This window comes from Candidatus Amarolinea dominans, from assembly GCF_016704685.1.
GTDB classification, from domain to species: domain Bacteria; phylum Chloroflexota; class Anaerolineae; order SSC4; family Amarolineaceae; genus Amarolinea; species Amarolinea dominans.
In genome coordinates, this window is sequence record NZ_JADIZS010000072.1 from 1 (window position 1) to 17559 (window position 17559).

General features: G+C 66.4%; 15 protein-coding genes. All 15 read left to right on the forward strand.

The annotated features are described in order from the left end of the window. Positions 1 to 473 precede the first annotated feature (473 nt). Positions 474 to 1652, forward strand: coding sequence for a nucleotidyltransferase family protein (locus IPF85_RS25035; protein ID WP_343410771.1), 1179 nt, complete (start codon positions 474 to 476; stop codon positions 1650 to 1652). A 409-nt stretch (positions 1653 to 2061) separates the two neighbouring features. Beyond that, positions 2062 to 2439, forward strand: a complete 378-nt coding sequence (locus tag IPF85_RS25040) for a hypothetical protein (RefSeq protein WP_343410772.1) — start codon at positions 2062 to 2064, stop codon at positions 2437 to 2439. 811 nt (positions 2440 to 3250) lie between these two features. Next, the gene (locus IPF85_RS25045; protein WP_343410773.1) at positions 3251 to 3631 is read left to right on the forward strand and encodes a hypothetical protein; all 381 of its coding nucleotides are present in this window, start codon (positions 3251 to 3253) and stop codon (positions 3629 to 3631) included. Next, positions 3628 to 4056 (forward strand): HNH endonuclease signature motif containing protein, encoded by a 429-nt coding sequence (locus IPF85_RS25050; protein ID WP_343410774.1) that lies wholly within the window; start codon positions 3628 to 3630, stop codon positions 4054 to 4056. The genes IPF85_RS25045 and IPF85_RS25050 overlap by 4 nt, the downstream gene beginning before the upstream one ends. Positions 4057 to 4470: 414 nt before the next feature. Beyond that, positions 4471 to 4809 (forward strand): DUF5674 family protein, encoded by a 339-nt coding sequence (locus IPF85_RS25055; RefSeq protein WP_343410775.1) that lies wholly within the window; start codon positions 4471 to 4473, stop codon positions 4807 to 4809. Beyond that, positions 4806 to 5156: a hypothetical protein gene (locus IPF85_RS25060; RefSeq protein ID WP_343410776.1), complete on the forward strand. Its 351-nt coding sequence runs from the start codon at positions 4806 to 4808 to the stop codon at positions 5154 to 5156. Before IPF85_RS25055 ends, IPF85_RS25060 begins: the two co-directional genes overlap by 4 nt. Before the next feature lie 214 nt (positions 5157 to 5370). Next, a complete protein-coding gene (locus tag IPF85_RS25065; protein WP_343410777.1) occupies positions 5371 to 6573 on the forward strand; it encodes an RNA-binding domain-containing protein in 1203 nt (400 codons plus the stop codon). 209 nt (positions 6574 to 6782) lie between these two features. Then, positions 6783 to 8918, forward strand: a complete 2136-nt coding sequence (locus IPF85_RS25070) for a nucleoside-diphosphate sugar epimerase/dehydratase (protein WP_343410778.1) — start codon at positions 6783 to 6785, stop codon at positions 8916 to 8918. A gap of 221 nt (positions 8919 to 9139) precedes the next feature. Then, the gene (locus IPF85_RS25075) at positions 9140 to 10834 is read left to right on the forward strand and encodes a polysaccharide biosynthesis tyrosine autokinase (protein ID WP_343410779.1); all 1695 of its coding nucleotides are present in this window, start codon (positions 9140 to 9142) and stop codon (positions 10832 to 10834) included. A gap of 15 nt (positions 10835 to 10849) precedes the next feature. Next, positions 10850 to 12241, forward strand: a complete 1392-nt coding sequence (locus tag IPF85_RS25080) for an O-antigen ligase family protein (RefSeq protein ID WP_343410780.1) — start codon at positions 10850 to 10852, stop codon at positions 12239 to 12241. Continuing rightward, complete coding sequence (locus IPF85_RS25085) at positions 12238 to 13488, forward strand: glycosyltransferase family 39 protein (RefSeq protein ID WP_343410781.1); 1251 nt, start codon at positions 12238 to 12240, stop codon at positions 13486 to 13488. The genes IPF85_RS25080 and IPF85_RS25085 overlap by 4 nt, the downstream gene beginning before the upstream one ends. Further along, positions 13400 to 13759: a hypothetical protein gene (locus tag IPF85_RS25090; RefSeq protein ID WP_343410782.1), complete on the forward strand. Its 360-nt coding sequence runs from the start codon at positions 13400 to 13402 to the stop codon at positions 13757 to 13759. The genes IPF85_RS25085 and IPF85_RS25090 overlap by 89 nt, the downstream gene beginning before the upstream one ends. 166 nt (positions 13760 to 13925) lie before the next feature. Beyond that, positions 13926 to 15542, forward strand: coding sequence for a CpsD/CapB family tyrosine-protein kinase (locus tag IPF85_RS25095; protein WP_343410783.1), 1617 nt, complete (start codon positions 13926 to 13928; stop codon positions 15540 to 15542). A 14-nt stretch (positions 15543 to 15556) separates the two neighbouring features. Beyond that, on the forward strand, positions 15557 to 16162 hold the full coding sequence (locus tag IPF85_RS25100) for a hypothetical protein (protein ID WP_343410784.1): 606 nt from the start codon (positions 15557 to 15559) through the stop codon (positions 16160 to 16162). Positions 16163 to 16436: 274 nt separating this feature from the next. Then, positions 16437 to 17559: nucleotidyltransferase family protein (locus IPF85_RS25105; RefSeq protein WP_343410785.1), on the forward strand; the 1123-nt coding region annotated here is incomplete at its 3' end.

Sequence of the window (17559 nt, forward strand, 5' to 3'; positions counted from 1 at the left end):
GCGGCGAAAGTCGAATCGGCGCCGTCATGGTTGGGCACGTCGAAAGTGATGCCAGGCCAATTGTGGCCTACTGCTGATTGTAGCACAAAGCGGTGATGCGGACTACTGATACTACGCCTACAACTTTATAGACGGCATTGACGGCATCGCCGCAGGGCAGGCGCTGGCGGCCTCTGGATCGTCATCGCGCTGGTGCTGGGTGCGGTCGCTCCATTCAACCCACCCCCCGACCTGACCCTTGACCCACCCTCCCCCTCGCTCCACGCCCCCCCCCTCAACCAACCTCCCCCCTTCCCCTACACCCGCACATCTAATCGTAAGGCGCGCGGCCACACTGCCAGGCGCGATTCCTCTGCGCTCTCTGCGATCTTTGCGGTAAAAACGCAGTTACGTTTGCTGTTGCGCCGCGCCCACGTCGCTGAATACCCGGCGATGCGCGACCTGGGCAGGTGAACATTGAATCATTGGCAAGCATGACGCACATCGCACAACATACCGGATCGGCGGCAGCGCCCCAGGCAATCGTCTCGTTCGTGCAGGCATTGGTTTCCTCACGTCCACAGGCCCTGGGCGAATGGCTGGCGGCCAACCGGTTGGACGCGGCCCTGGCGGCCTGGCTGCACGGTCAGGGAATGGCGCCCTTCGTTTTCTACCGCCTGCGCCAGGATCAGCTCCAGGCGGCCGTCTCGTCCGCCGTCCTGGCCCAGTTGCAGCACGCCTATTACCTCGCTGCGTCGCGTGCGGCGCTGCGCGCCCGTGAGTTGACCACCGTGCTTCAGGCCCTGGCCGCGCATGGCGTCGTGCCGGTGCTTTTCAAGGGTGCAGTCCTGGCCCACACGGTCTACCCCAACTACGCCTGCCGGCCGATGAGCGACCTGGACCTGTGGCTTTCGGATGCAGAGATCGAGGTCGCCATCCATGTCCTGGCGCAGATCGGCTATGTTCAACGCGTCAAGCCTGCTCGTCCCGCGGCCCTGCAGGCGCTGCATGAGGGCGAGTTCAAGTTCTACGGCCCCACGCCGGATACCGGGCTGATCGAACTGCATCGAGGGGTTTTTGCCGGCCAGTGGCTGCATCGCACCACCCGCGCCAGGTCGAGCGAAACGTGCGAACGCCTGGCGCCGGTTGTAATTGCCGGCCAGCCGGCGAAGATGCTCTCGCCTGAGGACGCCCTCTTGCAGTTGGCCCTGCACCTGGCCGTCAACCATCAGTTCTCCTACCCCTGGGTGCGCGGCCTGGTGGACATTGCCCTGCTGGCGCGGCAGCAGCCGGTTGACTGGGTTCTCGCGGCTGAACGGGCGCGAGCCTGGCGCGTGGCTACTCCCACCTGGCTGGCCCTGGACCTGGCCCTGTCCATCGTGGGGTTGAGCGAGGCGCGACCTGCGCTTGCCCGTCTGGCCCCATCCCCGCTGCGCCGCTGGGTGCTGCACCTGTTCGTCAACCCGGGCACGCTGCTTCAGCGCCGCAACATCACCACCGGCCCCCTCCGGTTTCTGTTCCTGTTGGCCATGGTGGACCGCCCGCTCGATGCGGGCCGGCTGCTGGGCCGGGCAGTCTGGCCCGAAGAGGCATGGCTGGCAGCGCGCTACGGAACCGGCGGACTCCGTGTGCGGGCACGGCACACCTTCAACGCGATGAGAGGAAGGTTATGAACCTACCCGCCCCCCTAACCCCCGAAATCGGGGGGGACTCGCTCTTCCTCTCCCCGAAATCGGGAGGGACTCGCTCTTCCTCTCCCCGAAATCGGGGGGGACTCGCTCTTCCTCTCCCCGAAATCGGGAGGGACTCGCTCCTCCTCCCCCCGAAATCGGGGGGGACTCGCTCTTCCTCCCCCCAGGATTGGGGGGTTGGGGGGGCCGAGGCGTTGTTCCGGGATGGGCTGTGTCTGCCGTCGGGGTCGAGGCTGACCGCGGCCGATCTGATGCGTGTGGCAGCAGTGATCCGGTCGCTGAGGAAATCGGATCCATGGTTGGCCTGGTGCGATTGACCGGCTGGGCGAAGTGGGTATAATGGGGTGAGATGGAACGAATCGAGTGCGTAGCAATTGATGGAGGTGGTCCAATGGAGCGAGCTCATCAGACGATCAGTGGTGATGGATTGCAGATTCCTCTCCCCTTGATGCAACGCTATGGGTTGCAGCCAGGGGCTCAAGTTGTGTTGGAATTGGGGGTTGAAGGTATTCGTGTTCTGCCGGCCCTGGCTCATCGTGCGAAGATAGAGAGCAGAGCACTGCGCCATCTGCTGCGCCATCTGGGCGATGCGGTGACCATTGAAGCGCGACAACGTGAAGACGCATGGCGAGTGACCGTTTTCGCGTCGGACAGTTTGAGGCCGATCGGCGAACTGATCTACGATTTGGCTGGCGATTTCCTTGAGAAGCCTTCGACTCCGCTGGAGACCATGCGTCGTCGCGCGGTTGAGGTCATGGGAGATCAATAGAACTCGTGCTCAACGTTCCTCATTGCAGACAGAAGTCCCCCGATGCGTGTTTGCCAGCCTGTGTGCGCATGGTGCTTGCCTATCGAGGTCGCAAGCACGATGAGCAGGAATTGGTGCAGGCTTTGGGCACAGTACGCGGCCTGGGCACAAATCCAGAAAGCGCGATCACCGGCCTGGAGAGCATGGGCTACCATGCTCTTTGGTTCGAGAATGCAACGTTGGAACGCCTCTTGGTAGTCAAGGTTTGGTCGTGTGGGTATCGTGAGCAGAACACTTCTTCCCCTCACTCAACCAACCTCCCCCCTACGCTCCGCCCCCGGTCTCCGGCCTCCGATCTTCGATCTCCGATCTCCGGTCTCCAATCTCCGATCTTCGATCTCCGATCTCCGGTCTCCAATCTCCGATCTCGATCTCCGATCTCCGATCTCCGGTCTCCGATCTCCGATCTCCGATCTCCGATCTCCGATCTCCGATCTTCGATCTCCGGTCTCCGGTCTCCGATCTCCGATCTCCGGTCTCCGATCTCCGATCTCCGGTCTCCGATCTCCGATCTCCGATCTCCGGTCTCCGATCTCCGATCTCCGTTCTCGGTCTCCGGTCTCCGCTCTCCGATCTCCGGTCTCCGGTCTCCGGTCTCCGATCTCCGATCTCCGGTCTCCGATCTCCGATCTCCGATCTCCGGTCTCCGGTCTCCGATCTCCGATCTCCGGTCTCCGATCTCTGCCCTCTGCCGCCCGCAAATCGCTTGGCAAGGCCTCTCGGCTGTGCTATACTTCCTCCCATCAGAATGATCGTTGTGGTGGAGACTCAGATGCAAACACAGGTGACTTTACGACTTTCTGACCGGCTTTATCGTTCGGCGACCCGTTTGGCGGCGGGCGTCAAGCGTCCGGTTCGCGCGGTACTAACCGACGTTCTTTCTTCGGCCCTGGATGCGTGGGACGTCAAAGAGGATGCCATCGAACACTGGTCCGATCAGCGCGTCCTCAGCCAATGCGACGCGCAAATGTCGCTCAGGCAGAGCGAACGGCTGAGCGAACTCCTGGACCGCCAGCAAAGCGGCCAGTTGACGGTAGATGAAAAACCTGAGTTATGGGCCTTGATGCGCGTCTACGAGGCAGGACAATTGCGTAAAGCCGAAGCCCTGGCGGAAGCCGTGCGGCGCGGCCTACGGGCGCAGCGTAACGCATGACTCCCGGCTTCATTTCCGGCGCCATGCGGACGCAATTGCGAATCGAAGCGCGCGACCGCTGCGGCTACTGTCAGACGCAGCAGGCATTGGCCTACGGTCTGTTGGAGGTGGATCATATCATTCCGGTGGCCGCAGGTGGTACCGACAATCCGGAGAACCTTTGGCTGGCGTGCAGACCCTGCAATCAATACAAAGGTGTGCAAACGATTGGCCGTGACCCGCAGAGCGGCGAGCCAGTGCATCTGTTCAATCCACGCCTGGATCCCTGGCGCCAGCATTTTGCGTGGAGTGCAGATGGCACGCATGTCATTGGCATAACGGCTTGTGGTCGCGTCACCGTAGCGGCTCTGAACTTGAACAATCCCTTCGCTGTGGAGACGCGGCGTCATTGGGCACGTGCAGGGTGGCATCCACCGCAAGATTGAGGCTCTGCTACAGTGGAGGGACTTGCCGGTCGGGGCTTGTATCCACAGGGATCCGGTGATGTCCCAGCGTCGTGGTAACACTTGGTTGCCCAAGATTGACCGGTTGTGGCCAGCGAGTATAATACGAGGAAGAATGTAATGAGGAACCAGTTCACTCTTCGTTGGGGCAGCAAAACCTTAAGATCGTTGCCGGTTTGTTGTGGGATTATCCGCCAGAGGCACGCCGGATCACAACACGATCGCGACCGGTTCTGCGGCAGCGCCTGCCGCAACTGGCTCTGCCCCGCCGGCGCGTGATCGAGGCCTTGCTGAACGCGTAACTTTATGCATGGGGACTTCCTTATGCCACAGTGATCGTTCCATAGGTAGCCTTCTGGTGAGATTGGGCCATGGAGATAGGAGATAGATGAAACGATGATCCACCTGCTTGACCGCCCAGCGACGCCGCGCCAGGTCCAGGAGATGTTGGAGGTCTACCCGATCCTGGTCAAGATCGTGGTGGATATTCGGCGACGACTGTTGGCCGGCGGCGGCGAGATGCATGCCGATTGCGAGGCGTTGTTGCTGGCAGAAGGCAGCGAACAGGATGACCTGTGGGGCGCCAACTGGTATCCGGCCGAGCAGCGCATCGAGTTCGAGTCGTTGATCAACATCCGTCCGCGACTGGGCAATCGCAGCGTTATCATCCAGAACGAAGATGTCCGGCAGCAGGTCGCAGCGATCACCCGTGAACTGTTGGGAGGTGTTCAGTGAAGAATCGCGAGCGGATTCAGGCGCGCTACCTCCGCGATGCGTTGCCCTTGCGTTTAGCCGGCCTGGCAGCCGACCTGGGCCGGGTGGCGTCTTCGGCCCGGCATGAGACGGGGGGCGCGGCGGCCGCTGCCATGCTGGAGGAGAGCCAGTATTTGATCGAATGGACCGCGGCCGCAGCGCCGATTGAACTGGCGGCGGAATTGGTAGATTTGCAGGCGCTGCTGGCGCTCTGGCGCCGAGCCTGGCCCGAAGCGCAGCAGATCCCACTCCTGCGCAGCCTCCTGGCCGTGCAAGCAAAACAGTGGGCCGACCAGGTCATGCGCCACGTGGCCGAGGACGTGCGCTGAGCGCGCATCTGTCACGCCACCGCTCTTGGGGTTCCAGGGTCGGCCGCAAGCGGGCTGGTGCAGGGCCGCGGCGGGTGCATTTCAGTCCTGGGGCACAGCCCACGCAGGTGGGCTTCGCAGTCGTTGCAGCGACTTGCAGTCGCCAGGCCTGCGGGTGTATGATGTGTCTCAGTGGGTGGACTCACGGTGCGATTGCGCCACGGAGGTGGATGAAATGACTACCATACTGGACGAAGTTGATCTGCTCCGCATGATCGCAGAGGGCGAGGGCCAGAAGCAGGAATTCAAGCGCCTGATTGACAACCAGGAAAGCGTGGCAGGCGAGATCGTGGCGTTCGCCAACAGCGACGGTGGCGTGCTCTATATTGGCGTCGAGGACGACGGCAGCATCGTGGGCGTGGCTGATCCCGACGTGGTCTTTCAGACCCTGACCAACCTCTGTCGCGATCGTTGCATTCCCCCCGTTAGCCCGATCATTGAGCAGTTCGTCCTGGCCGGCCGGACCGTGCTTGCGTTGACCGTCAAGCCGGCGCTCAACCGACTGAAGCCCTACCGAACGGCCGGCGGCCGTTTCTACGTGCGCGTGGGGCGGGACAAGAAAGACGCCACAGGTCGCGAATTAATGCGCATCGCCCAGGCAGCCGGCGAGTTGCACTACGATGAAAGCCCGGTGCTCGGCGCCACGTTGGCCGAGCTTTCCCTGCCGGCCTTCGAGGCCTATCACCGCGTCCAGTTCGGCCTGACGTTGGAGGAACAACTGGCGCAGAGCGGCCTGGATCTCCCGCAGTTGTTGCGCAACCTGCGGCTGTTGCACGACCTCGACGGCGAGCAGATGCTCAGCATCGCCGCGCTGTTGATCTTCGGCCAGACGCCGCAGCGTTGGCTGCCGCAAAGCCGCCTGTCGGCCGTGGCTTTTGCCGGCAGCGATGAGGATGCGGACATCCTGGATCGGCGCGAGATCATGGGCCGGCTGCCGAACATCATCGAGGATACCCGCGTCTTCTTGGAGCGCAACATTCGGATGCCCGCGCGCGAACACGGCTTCGGCCGCGAGGACATCGTGCTGTATGATCGCAAGGCGTTGGGCGAGGCAGTGGTCAATGCGGTCGCCCATCGTGATTATAGCCTGAGTGGGTCGCAAATCCGGGTCTTTCTGTTCAGCGATCGTATCGAAGTGCGCAGCCCTGGTCGGCTGCCCAATTCGGTTACGCTGGACAACATCAAGTTGGGGGTCCATGCCGAGCGCAACCGGGCGATCGCGACCCTGCTCACGCAATTGGGCTACATGAGTGCGATCGGCACCGGGGTGCCGCGGTTGATCGTCCGCCTGTCTCGCCAGTTGGCCGGTCGGGAGCCGGAGTTTGAGATGATTGGCGAGGAGTTGCGCGTGCGTATCTGGGCGCGGCGCGTTTCTTGAGTTGCAGAACACTCCCCACACACTTGAGCCGGACGGTCTACGCAAGAGGAGCACAGCTATGGCCAGCGATCCGGACTTCAGACAATTGATACGCGTGCGTTATGATCGGACGGGTGATGGTAATCGTTCAGGCTTAGATTTGGGAGCATCCAGAAGACAAGCCCCGTCGTCGTAATGTCCAATCTGAAATTCCCACGAGGTTCATCGCCATGCCAACACCCGTAACCCCAGGCCATCCCTGGATGAACAGACTGCTGCGTCTGTTGTTGAAACTGCGTAATCGTCACTTCCTCGCCCTCGACATCCTGTTCGCGCTGCTGACGCCGACCCTGGCGCTCTGGCTGCGCACTGACAGACTCTCCCTCACGGCCGACGCCCTCCCCCTGATAATCATCACCGCGGCCTTCCTCTGCGTCAAGCTAGCCGTCTTCTTCCCCAACGGCTTCTACCGGCGCTACTGGCGCTACGCCAGCATTGACGAGCTGACGTTGATCACCGCGGGCGTCATTCAGTCCACGCTGCTGCAGACTCTGATCTTCTTCGTCATCCTGCGCCCTCTGGGCTTGATCGGCCCTGGCTTTCCGCGCTCGCTGCCGCTGCTCGACGGCCTGCTGACCCTGGCGCTGGTGGGCGTTACGCGCTACAGCACGCGGATCGCCGAGCGCCTTGACCAGGTGCATCACGGTCGCGCCAACGCCACGCGCACCTTGATCGTGGGCGCGGGCGCGGCCGGCCTGATGATCGTGCGCGAGATTCAGAGCAACCCGCTTGCCAACCTGCTGCCGGTCGGCTTCGTGGATGACGAGCCGGACAAGCTCGGCGCCGTCATCCGCGGCGTGCGCGTCCTGGGCGCGCGCACCGAACTGCGTCAGTTGCTCAAAGAGACGAGCGTTGGCCTCGTGGTCATTGCCATGCCCACCGCGCCCGGCAAGGTGATTCGTGAGATCATCGCCGTCTGCGAGCAGGCCCAGGCGCCGGTCAAGATCATCCCCGGCCTGTACGAACTGCTCGATGGCACCGTCAGCGTCAACCAACTGCGCACCGTGCAGATCGAAGACCTGCTGCGGCGGGAGTCGGTGCAGATTGATGGCGCGGCGGTGCAGGCCCTCCTGCGTGGCAAGCGCGTCCTCGTCACCGGCGGCGGCGGCTCCATCGGTTCCGAACTGTGTCGCCAGATCTTGCGCTGCAACCCGGCCGAACTGGTCATTCTGGGCCACGGTGAAAACTCGGTGTTCGAGATCGGCAACGAACTGCAGCGCACCCTGGCAAGAACGCCCGCAGCCATTGCCGCGCCGCGGCCGCTGGTGCGCAGCGTGATCGCCGACGTCCGTTTTCCAGAGCGCCTGCAGGCCATCTTCGACGAGGTGCGGCCGCAGATCGTCTTTCATGCCGCGGCGCACAAGCATGTTCCACTGATGGAAGCCAACCCATCCGAAGCCATCACCAACAATGTCCTGGGTACACGCAACGTCCTGGCCGCGGCGCAGGCCGTGGGCGTCGAACGCTTCGTCATGATCTCCACCGACAAGGCCGTCAACCCCACCAGCATCATGGGCGCGTCCAAGCGCGTGGCCGAGCTGCAGGTGCGCGAGGCGGCCGCCGTCAGCGGACGACCCTACGTCGCGGTCCGCTTTGGCAACGTGCTGGGCAGCCGGGGCAGCGTGGTGTTGACTTTCAAGCAGCAGATTGCGGCCGGCGGCCCGGTCACCATCACCGATCCGGAGATGACCCGCTTCTTCATGACCATTCCGGAGGCGGTGCAGTTGGTCTTGCAGGCCGCGGTGCTGGGGAACGGGGGCGAAGTCTTCATGCTCGACATGGGCGAGCCGGTCAGAATCCTTGACCTGGCGCGCGACCTGATCGAACTGTCGGGCCTGCAGGAGGGGCGCGACATAGACATCGTCGTCACCGGCATGCGCCCGGGCGAGAAGCTGTACGAAGAGCTGTTCGTGCCCGGCGAAACCTATCAGCCCACTGCGCACGAAAAAATCATGATCGCGGCCCGGGCCAGTCAGCGCCGCTCGCCGCGCCTGTCCGCCGCTGTAGACGCCCTGGTCGCCGCGGCGCGCGCCAACGATGCCAATGCCATCCGGGTCGGCCTGCTGCACCTGGTGCCGGAGTACACCCCCACAGACAACCAGGACGATGCGCCCCCTGCCGTCGCGCCGCCGCTGCACCCCCCGCCCGCCGAACACAGCAATGGCCGCCGACTCTCTTCCCCCCTTCTCCTCTCCGCCCCGCGGAGAGGAGAGGCCAGAGGGAAGGAGAGGGGGATGAGGCCCAACAGCCGTCCTCCCCCTCCCTCTTCCCCTTCCTCCTCTTCCCTCTTCCCCTCTCCCTCGTGAGAGGAGAAGGGCGAGGGAGTAGGCCACGACCCCTCTTCCCCCCTTCTCCTCTCCGCCCCGCGGAGAGGAGAAGGGGCCGGGGGATGAGGTGAGGTGAGGCCCACGGTCTCTTGTCTAAATCCCCCCATTCAGGTACAATAAGACTGTCTCCACCTGGCGAACCAGAACAGGGATTGACCATGGCCTTTACCGCCAACGATATAGAAGGATTTTGATTCATCATGGAATTACGTCAATACGCCAACCTGACCCTCAAATGGTTGTGGTTGGTCGCCCTCTGCACCCTGGTGGCTGCCCTGACCTCCTTTGTCGTCAGCCGGCGCACCACGCCGGTCTATGAGGCCGGTTCCACCCTGCTGGTCAGCCAGGCCAACTCACCGACCAGCGGCTTGAGCTACAGCGACCTGCTCTACAGCCAGCAGGTGGCGCGCACCTATTCGCAGTTACTCACCGAATATCCGGTGCGTGAAGAGACCGCCCGCCGCCTGGGCCTGCAAGACCTGGATGGACTCAAACGCCTGGGCGTGAAGATCAGCGCGTCGCCGGTGCGTGATACGCAGCTCATTCAGTTGAAGGTCGAGAGTTACGACCCGGTCCTGGCCAGGGAGATTGCCAACAACCTGCCGTTGATCTTCATCGAACAAACGCAGACCTATCAGAAGGGCCGCTATGCCCAGACCCGCGCCGACCTGCAGGCAGAGCGCACCAAGGTGGAGACCGACATCCAGCAGACGCAGGAGCGCATCAACAGCCTGCAAGGTCAGCAGACGCTGACCGATGAACAGCGCCTGGATCTCTCGCGCCAGCAGACGATGTTGCGCCAGTTCGAGACGACCTACGCCTCCTTGCTCAACTCCCTGGAGCAACTGCGTTTGACCGAAGCGCAGACCGTGGACAACATCGCGGTCACCACGCCGGCGCTGACGCCCATCGTCCCGATTCGCCCGCGCACGCTCACCAATACCCTGCTGGCGGCCATCGTCGGCGCCATGCTGGCGCTCGGCCTGGCCTTCCTGGTCGAGTACCTGGACGATACCATCCATGACTCGGAGCAGGTGCGCGATCTGCTGGGCCTGGCCACCCTGGGCGCGATTCTGCGTGTGCGGCCGCGGGACAACCCCGAGGCCGCGCTGGTCACGCTCGACAAGAAACATTCGCCCATCGCGGAGGGCTACCGCGTCCTGCGCACCAACATTCAGTTCAGCGGTGTGGATGAGCCGGTGCGCGCGCTGTTGATCACCTCGGCCAGCCCGCAGGAGGGCAAGAGCACCACGACCGCCAACCTGGCCGTCACCCTGGCGCAGGCCGATCAGCGCGTCATCCTGGTGGACACCGACCTGCGCCGGCCCACCGCGCACAAGCTGTTCAATTTGAGCAACAATGTGGGCATTACCAGCGCGCTGATGCAGCGCGCGGACGAGGCGGCGGACGCGGTGCTGCAAGACACAGCGGTCAGCGGGCTGCGTGTGTTGACCTCCGGCCCGCTGCCGCCCAACCCGTCGGAGCTGTTGGGCAGCGAGCGCATGCGTCACCTGGTGGAACGGCTGCGCAGCCAGTGCGATGTGCTGATCTTCGACTCGCCGCCGGTGATGGCTGCGGCCGACGCCGCCATTCTTTCGACCCTGGTGGACGGCACCCTGCTGGTGATTGACGCCGATAGCACGCGGCGCGCGGAGGCGCTGCGCGCGCAGGAGACGTTGGCCAAGGTGGGCGGCCGCCTGCTGGGCGCGGTTCTCAACAAGCTGGGCGAGCGCAGCAGCGGTTACTACTCGTACTACTACTATTATTACAGCCGTGATGGCAAGAGCGAGCGCCGCTCACGGAGCGCCTACCCGCGCTGGCTGCCGCGGCGGCTGGTGCGCCGGGTTTCCGCCTGGCTCGAACGCCCACGACCCGCGGCTGAGCCAAAGAGTTGAGCCGGCGCACGCCCCATGCCTGCCGTTGAACTGCCCACGCGCCTCTCGCCCGCGCCTTTCTGGCGCGGCAACCCCCTGCGCCATGCGGAACTGCTGCTGGCCCTGGTCGGCCTGCTGACCCCCCTCTGGCTCTTTTCGACTTACCTGCCCCGCCCAGCGCCCTGGATCGCGCTGGGCGGGCTTTTTTTGCTCTTTTTGGGCCGCTCGCTGGCGCTGCGCCGCTGGCACGGCCACACGCCGGCCGACGCCGCGCTGCTCCTGCTGGCGCTGACCCTGCCGGTGGGCCTGTGGGCCAGCGCGGATCGCGGGGTCAGCCTGCCCCGCGTCTGGGCCTTCGTGGCCAACCTGGCCCTCTTCTGGGCGCTGACCGCCCAGGCCCACAGCCGCTGGCTGCGCCACGCGCCCTGGGGGCTGCTGCTGGCCGGCCTGGGATTGGCGGCCGCCTTGTTGCTCGGCACCAACTTCGGCGGCAACAAGCTGCCTTTCATCCAGGCCGATTTCTACAGCCTGCTGCCCGGCGGCTGGCGGCCCTTCTGGAACCCGGCCGGCTTCAATCCTAACCTGAGCGGCGGGCTGCTGGCGCTCTTCTGGGCGCCCGCGGTCATGCTGACCCTGGCGCCCACGCGCTGGCCCCTGCGCCTGCTGGCCGCGTTCACCACCCTGCTCTTGACCGCGCTGCTGCTGCTGGCGCAGTCGCGCGGGGCCTTGCTGGGCGCGGCCATCGCCCTGCCGGTGATGACCGTGCTCTACCGGCGGCGCTGGCTGTGGGTCTGGCTGCTGCTGCTGGCCGTCGGCCTGACCTGGGCCTGGCGCGCCGGCATCAGCCTTTCACCGGACACGCTGCTCGGCCAGAGCGCCGTGCTCGGCGCGTCCAGCCTGCAGGGCCGCATCGAACTCTGGAGCCGCGCCCTCTACATCCTGCAGGACTTCGCCTTCACCGGCGTCGGCCTGGGCATGGTGCAGCCGGTCGTCAACCTGCTCTATCCGCTCTTCACCATCGGGCCGGACGCCCAATTCCTGCATGCCCACAACATCTACCTGCAAACCGGCGCCGAGATGGGCTTCCCCGGCCTCATCGCCCACCTCGCGCTCTACCTCACCCTCCTGGCGCTGCTCCTGGCCGCCATTCGCCGGACCGCAGACGACCCCCAGCGCCAGGCCCTCCTGCTCGGCCTGCTCGGCGCCCTGCTCATCTTCCTGCTGCATGGCTGCTTCGAAGTCATCACCTACGCCACCCGCGCCGCCATCGTCGTCTGGGCCTTCTTCGGCCTCATCGTCGCCGCCGCCACCCCGCTCTCCCCCCCTTCTCCTCTCCCCCCCTTCTCCTCCCCCCCTCCTCTCCCCCCCTTCTCCTCTCCGCACCGCGGAGAGGAGAAGGGGCCGGGGGATGAGGTGAGGACTCCATGACCCTCCGCGCACCACGCTCTGCCCTGCCCCTGCTCGCGCTCCTCGCCGCCTTCGCCCTCCCCCTGCTCACCCTGACGCGCTCCCTGGGCAGCGACGAGGCCAGCAGCGTCTGGTTCAGCCGCCTGCCGCCAATGACTGTGCTGCTGCGCCTGTGCGACCCGCATCCGCCCGCCTATTACCTCCTGCTGAGCGCCTGGCAGGTCGGCGGCGACGCCGAGTTCTGGCTGCGTTTCCCCAGCCTGCTCGCCAGCGTACTCAGCGTGGCCCTGCTCATCCGCCTGACGCGGGCCGCGGCCGGCGCCCGCGCCGCGGGCTGGACCGGCCTGCTCCTGGCGACCTTCCCCTTGCAGACCTGGTACGCGGGCGAGGTGCGCATGTACAGCCTGGTGCAGCTCCTGAGCCTGCTCATGGCCGCGGCCGGCTGGCGTCTCTTGCAGCGCCTGCGCCGCGGCGACGGCCAACCGCCCGGCTGGCAGGTCTGGCTGCCCTGGCTGCTGAGCGCCCTGGCCGCGCTCTTCACCGACTACGCGGCCCTGCCGGTCTGGTGGCTGCTGCAACTGGCCTGGCTGCACGCCGGCAGCCCACAGCCGCGACGCTGGTGGGCCGCCCAGGCCGGGGTCGGGCTGCCCTGGCTGGCCTGGTGGATCGCCACACCGCAGGCCGCGGCGCTGGCGACCAGCTATCACAGCGTCTTCATCGCCGTGCAGGCGCAGCGCCTCGGCCTGGCGCTGACCCCAACCCTGGCCGGCCGCCTGCTCACCGCCGCCCTGCTCGCGGCCCTGCTCCTCAGCCTGGCCGTAGCCTTCGGGCTGCGCCGGAGTGCATCTCGATCCCGGAGCATAGCCCACGAAGGTGGGCTTCGCAGCCGTTGCAGCGACTCGCCGGACCTGTCGCCTGACCTGGCTGGCCCTGCTGGCGCTCTGCCTGACCCCCGGCCTGCTCACCGTCAAGCGCCAGTTGGTGGTGCTCCTGCCGCTGATCGCCCTGGGGATGGCGGCCGCCTGGTCGCCGGTCGCCGCGCCCCGCCGCGCCTGGCCCGCGGCATGGGCGCTGCTCGGCCTGATCGTCACCCTCTGGGCGGCCGGCCAGCATCCGCACGGCGAACCCTGGCGGGAAACCGCCGCGCAGGTGGCCGCAGCCGGCCCGCCGGTGGTGTGGGTGGACGAACTGGCCGCGCCCGCGTGGGCCTATTACACCCGCCGCGCCGCCGCGGACGTGCCGGCCTGGACCCCCCTGCGGGGACGTGACCTGCCCGCGCTGCCGTCCATGCAGCCCGCTCCCGGCGACGCGCTCTGGATCATCAGCGCGCAGAGCCGTTACCGCAACCTGGTCGCGCTCCTGCCGCCGGCCTTCGGACAGGACTATGAGCTGCAAGCCGCACAGGTGGCGTTGGGGATCGGCGAGTATCGCTATCAACGCCGCGGCCAGCCGTTGACCGTGCCGCCAGAAACGCCCCCCCCACCCCGCGCCGCGCAATGGGGGCTGTTGTTACCGTCGCCGCTGGCAACTTGTGATTAACTGTAACTGCTCAGCCAGGCAGGCCGATTTGGACAGGATGAACAGGATGTACAGGATTTTTGCCAACGCCCCGAACAAGTTCGGGACTCCCGGTCCGCTGGCATTCTCATTCACGGTCGTTCTGCACTTTGCACTTTGCCCTTTGCACTAATCAGGAGACTCTCCCTTGCCCCATCTACGTGATTATGTCCGCACCCTGGCCGCACAGCGCTGGTTGTTGGTCGCGGCCCTGCTGGCCGGCGCGTTGCTTGGACTGGCCTGGCAGCAGCGGCAATGGCCGCGCTACCGGGCCGAGGCGACGCTGCTGCTGCAGTCCGGCGCGGGCGCGGCGCTGAGTGAGGATTACGCCATGCTGTTACAGCGCCAGCACCTGGCGGCCACCTACGCGCAACTGCTCAGCGACTGGCCGGTTGCAGAGGACGCCGCGCACAGCCTGGGGCTGGCCGGCAGCGACGCCTGGGCCGATTTCGGCGTGCGCATCCGTGTGGAGCCGGTACGCGACACCTCCCTGCTGCGCCTGAGCGTGGACAGCTACGATCCCAACCTGGCCTGGGACATTGCCCGCACCCTGCCGGAGGCGTTTGCCCGATTGCAGGCGCAGGCGCAGGCGCAGCGCAGTGCGGCCCTGCAGCGCAGTTTCGACGCGCAGATGCAGGCCGCGGCCGACGATGTGGCCGCGACTCAGCGCAGCCTGGCGCAGGTCGCCCCAAGCGCCGCGGACAGCGCCGAGGCGCGGCGTCTGCAGCAGGCATTGCAGCGCGACCGGCTGACCTTCGATCTCCTGCTGCGCAGCCGGGAGCAGGCGCGGGTCGCCCTGCTGACGCCCGCCGGCCTGATGGTGATCTCCCCGCCGCGGCGGCCGCACGCGCCGCTGCCCACGCTCAGCCCGGCGCTCGCCGGCCTGATCGGCATGACCGCCGGCCTGCTCCTGGCGCTGGCCGTGGTTCTCCTGCTGCACCAACTGGATGACACCATTCGCCGGCTCGATGACCTGCAGGCCGCGTTGGATATCCCGGCGCTGGCCGCGCTGGCCGCGCTGGATGGGGAGTCGCCCGCGCAGCGAGTGGTGATGCTTCACGCGCCCCTATCGCCGGCGGGCGAAGGCTATCGCGTGCTGCGCACCAATTTGCAGTTCAGCGCGGTCGCGCGGCCGCTGCACACCCTGCTGATTACCAGCGCGGGGCCGGCCGAAGGCAAGAGCACGACCGCGGCCAACCTGGCGCTGGCGCTGGCGCAGGCCGGGCGCCGCGTCATCCTGGTGGACGCGGACCTGCGCCGGCCCAGCCAGCATCGCCTGTTCGGCAAGCCGAACAACCTGGGCCTGAGCGCGGCCCTGCTGCATCCCACGCGGCCGCTGCCGGACTTCGTGTGCGAAAGCGGGGTCAGCGGCCTGGGTCTGCTGCTCGCCGGGCCGCTGCCGCCCAACCCGGCCGAACTGCTCGCTTCCCGGCGCATGCAGCAAATCGTCGCTGACCTGGCCGCCGCGGCCGACGTGGTCATCTTCGACACGCCGCCGACCCTGATCGCGGCCGATGCCCTGATCCTGGCCGCGCAGATGGACGGCACGATTTTGGTCACCGATCAGGGGCGCACGCGGCGGGTGCTCGCGCAGCAGGCGCTCGCGCGCCTGGTTGCGGTGCGGGCACGCCTGCTGGGCGCGGTGCTGAACCGCGACTCGTCGCAGCGCGGCTATGACTCGCCAGTCTACGCGGAGGCGCCTGCGCCTGCGCTGACCTCGCCTGCGCGCCGCCGCCTGTGGTGGCGCATCAAACCGGTCGTCTGAGGGATTGATTCATCATGAGACCTGACCTCGCCGACATGCTGCGCCGCATCGTCTGGCTGCTGCTGGTGGGCACAGCCCTCGGCGCGCTGATTTTTCTCCTCTTGCCCATGCCCGCGCCGCCGGTCTATGAACGCGGATCGGTCACGCCTCCGGTCACGGCCAGCCCCACGCCCACCATCGCCGCGCCGCTGCTGCTGGCAACACCGCTCCCCTCATCCCCCCTGACCCCTACCCCTGGCCCCACCGCCATGATCGGCGCTGCTGGCCGTCGGCGGCCGGTCAACCAGCAGGCGCCCTACTGCTGCGCCTCCTGGGCCGCCTGGGTCAACAGCATCGAGATCACCGCAGACGGCCTGCTGCGCCTGAATATCAGCATCCACAACAACACCGCCCGGGAGGGCGTCTCCTTTGCCGCCGACCCCATGCTGCTGGATGAAAACGGCCGCGCCTATCCCCTGCGCCGTGATCTGACCATCACCTTTGGCGGCGAACACCCGGTGGCGCCAGGCAGCAGCGTCAGCGGCGCGCTCTTTTTCACCGCGCCGCCGCCCGAAGTCCAATGGGTAGATTTCCTGTACGCCGGCGGCTATCAATGGGTGCGGCGCATCGAAATCCCGTAATCGAATCAGCCTGCGACGACCGAGAGAGAGCGATTGAAATCGCGCCTAAAGGGCGTACCGCCGGGCGTCCACCTGCGTGGACGCAATCCGGGTCGGCGCAGGCCGACCTCGCGGCGGAACGAGCGATTGAAATCGCGCCTGACGGGCGTTCCGCCGGGCGTCCACCTGCGTGGACGCAATCCGGGTCGGCGCAGGCCGACCTCGTGGCGGAACGCCCCTTCGCCCCGAATTCATTCGGCGGGCGGCTTCGCCCCGAATTCATTCGGAGGAGAGTATGAATTTTCCTGACGAATTGCTCGATTTCTTGCGCCAGGCCCTGGCGCAGCGCCCGGCGCCGCCGCCGGCGGGCATCAGCCCGGCCGCGTGGGCGGCGTTCATCGCGGCCGCCCGCTGGCACCGCGTGGGGCCGCTGCTGCACGTGCGCCTGGCGCCGGTGGCGGCGGCGCTGCCCGCGACGCTGACCGCCGCGCTGCAGGCAGAGTACCGCCAGCACGCGTTGTGGGGCGTCGCCCTGGCCACCGCGGCCGGGCAGGTGTTGAGCACGCTAACCGCGGCCGGCATCGAGCCGGCGGTGCTCAAGGGCATGGCCATGGGCGAGGTACACTACCACAACCTGGCGCTGCGGCCCACCACCGATCTCGATCTGCTGGTGCCGCACGCGGACGTGAGCAAGGTGAAGGCGGCTCTGCTGGCCCTGGGCTTCGAAGACCAGGGGCTGGCCGCGGAGGAGCAGCCGCACCTGCGCGGTGAAGTGGCGTTGCATGCGTCCCTGCTGGCCGGCGAGCTGCGTTTTGGCGTGGATGTGCATTGGCGGCTGGCGCAACACCCGGCCGTCATGTTCCACCTGGCGGCCGAAGATTGGCTGCCGCGCAGCGTGCCCGCGCGCATTGCCGGCGTGCCGGTGCGCGTGCTCTGTCCCGCCGATGCCCTGCTCCATGCCGCCATTCATCTCTTCTGGCATCACCTGGGCACCTGGCACCTGGTCTGGCTGAGCGATGTGGACCTGCTGCTGCGCAACCACGGCGCGGCCTGGGATTGGCGCGCCCTGGCGGCCCGCGCCCAGGCCCTGCGCACCCTCTTGCCGCTGCAGGCCACGCTGCGCCTGGCGCACACCTGGTTCGACACCCCGCTGCCAGACGGCGCGCTGGCCGCGTTGGCGGCCCTGTCTCCCGCGCCTGAAGAAGCGGCCGCGTTTCGCGACCTCGACCGTCAGCGCCACAACAGCCTGGGGCTGGCGCGGGGCCGTGCGCAAGCCCTCAGCAGCCGGCCGGCGCGTCTGGCCTACTGGCGCGGTATGCTGTTCCCGCCGGCCACCTACATGATCCCCCGCTACCACATCCCCTGGCGCGGCCTGCTCCCCTTCTACTACCTGGGCCGCATCGTCAAAGCCATCGTCT

Coding starts and splice junctions, on each gene's coding strand:
- IPF85_RS25055 (WP_343410775.1), top strand. CDS start 4,471: ATGATCCACCTGCTTGACCGCCCAGCGACGCCGCGCCAGGTCCAGGAG.
- IPF85_RS25040 (WP_343410772.1), top strand. CDS start 2,062: ATGGAGCGAGCTCATCAGACGATCAGTGGTGATGGATTGCAGATTCCT.
- IPF85_RS25085 (WP_343410781.1), top strand. CDS start 12,238: ATGACCCTCCGCGCACCACGCTCTGCCCTGCCCCTGCTCGCGCTCCTC.
- IPF85_RS25065 (WP_343410777.1), top strand. CDS start 5,371: ATGACTACCATACTGGACGAAGTTGATCTGCTCCGCATGATCGCAGAG.
- IPF85_RS25100 (WP_343410784.1), top strand. CDS start 15,557: ATGAGACCTGACCTCGCCGACATGCTGCGCCGCATCGTCTGGCTGCTG.
- IPF85_RS25045 (WP_343410773.1), top strand. CDS start 3,251: ATGCAAACACAGGTGACTTTACGACTTTCTGACCGGCTTTATCGTTCG.
- IPF85_RS25075 (WP_343410779.1), top strand. CDS start 9,140: ATGGAATTACGTCAATACGCCAACCTGACCCTCAAATGGTTGTGGTTG.
- IPF85_RS25080 (WP_343410780.1), top strand. CDS start 10,850: ATGCCTGCCGTTGAACTGCCCACGCGCCTCTCGCCCGCGCCTTTCTGG.
- IPF85_RS25035 (WP_343410771.1), top strand. CDS start 474: ATGACGCACATCGCACAACATACCGGATCGGCGGCAGCGCCCCAGGCA.
- IPF85_RS25050 (WP_343410774.1), top strand. CDS start 3,628: ATGACTCCCGGCTTCATTTCCGGCGCCATGCGGACGCAATTGCGAATC.
- IPF85_RS25070 (WP_343410778.1), top strand. CDS start 6,783: ATGCCAACACCCGTAACCCCAGGCCATCCCTGGATGAACAGACTGCTG.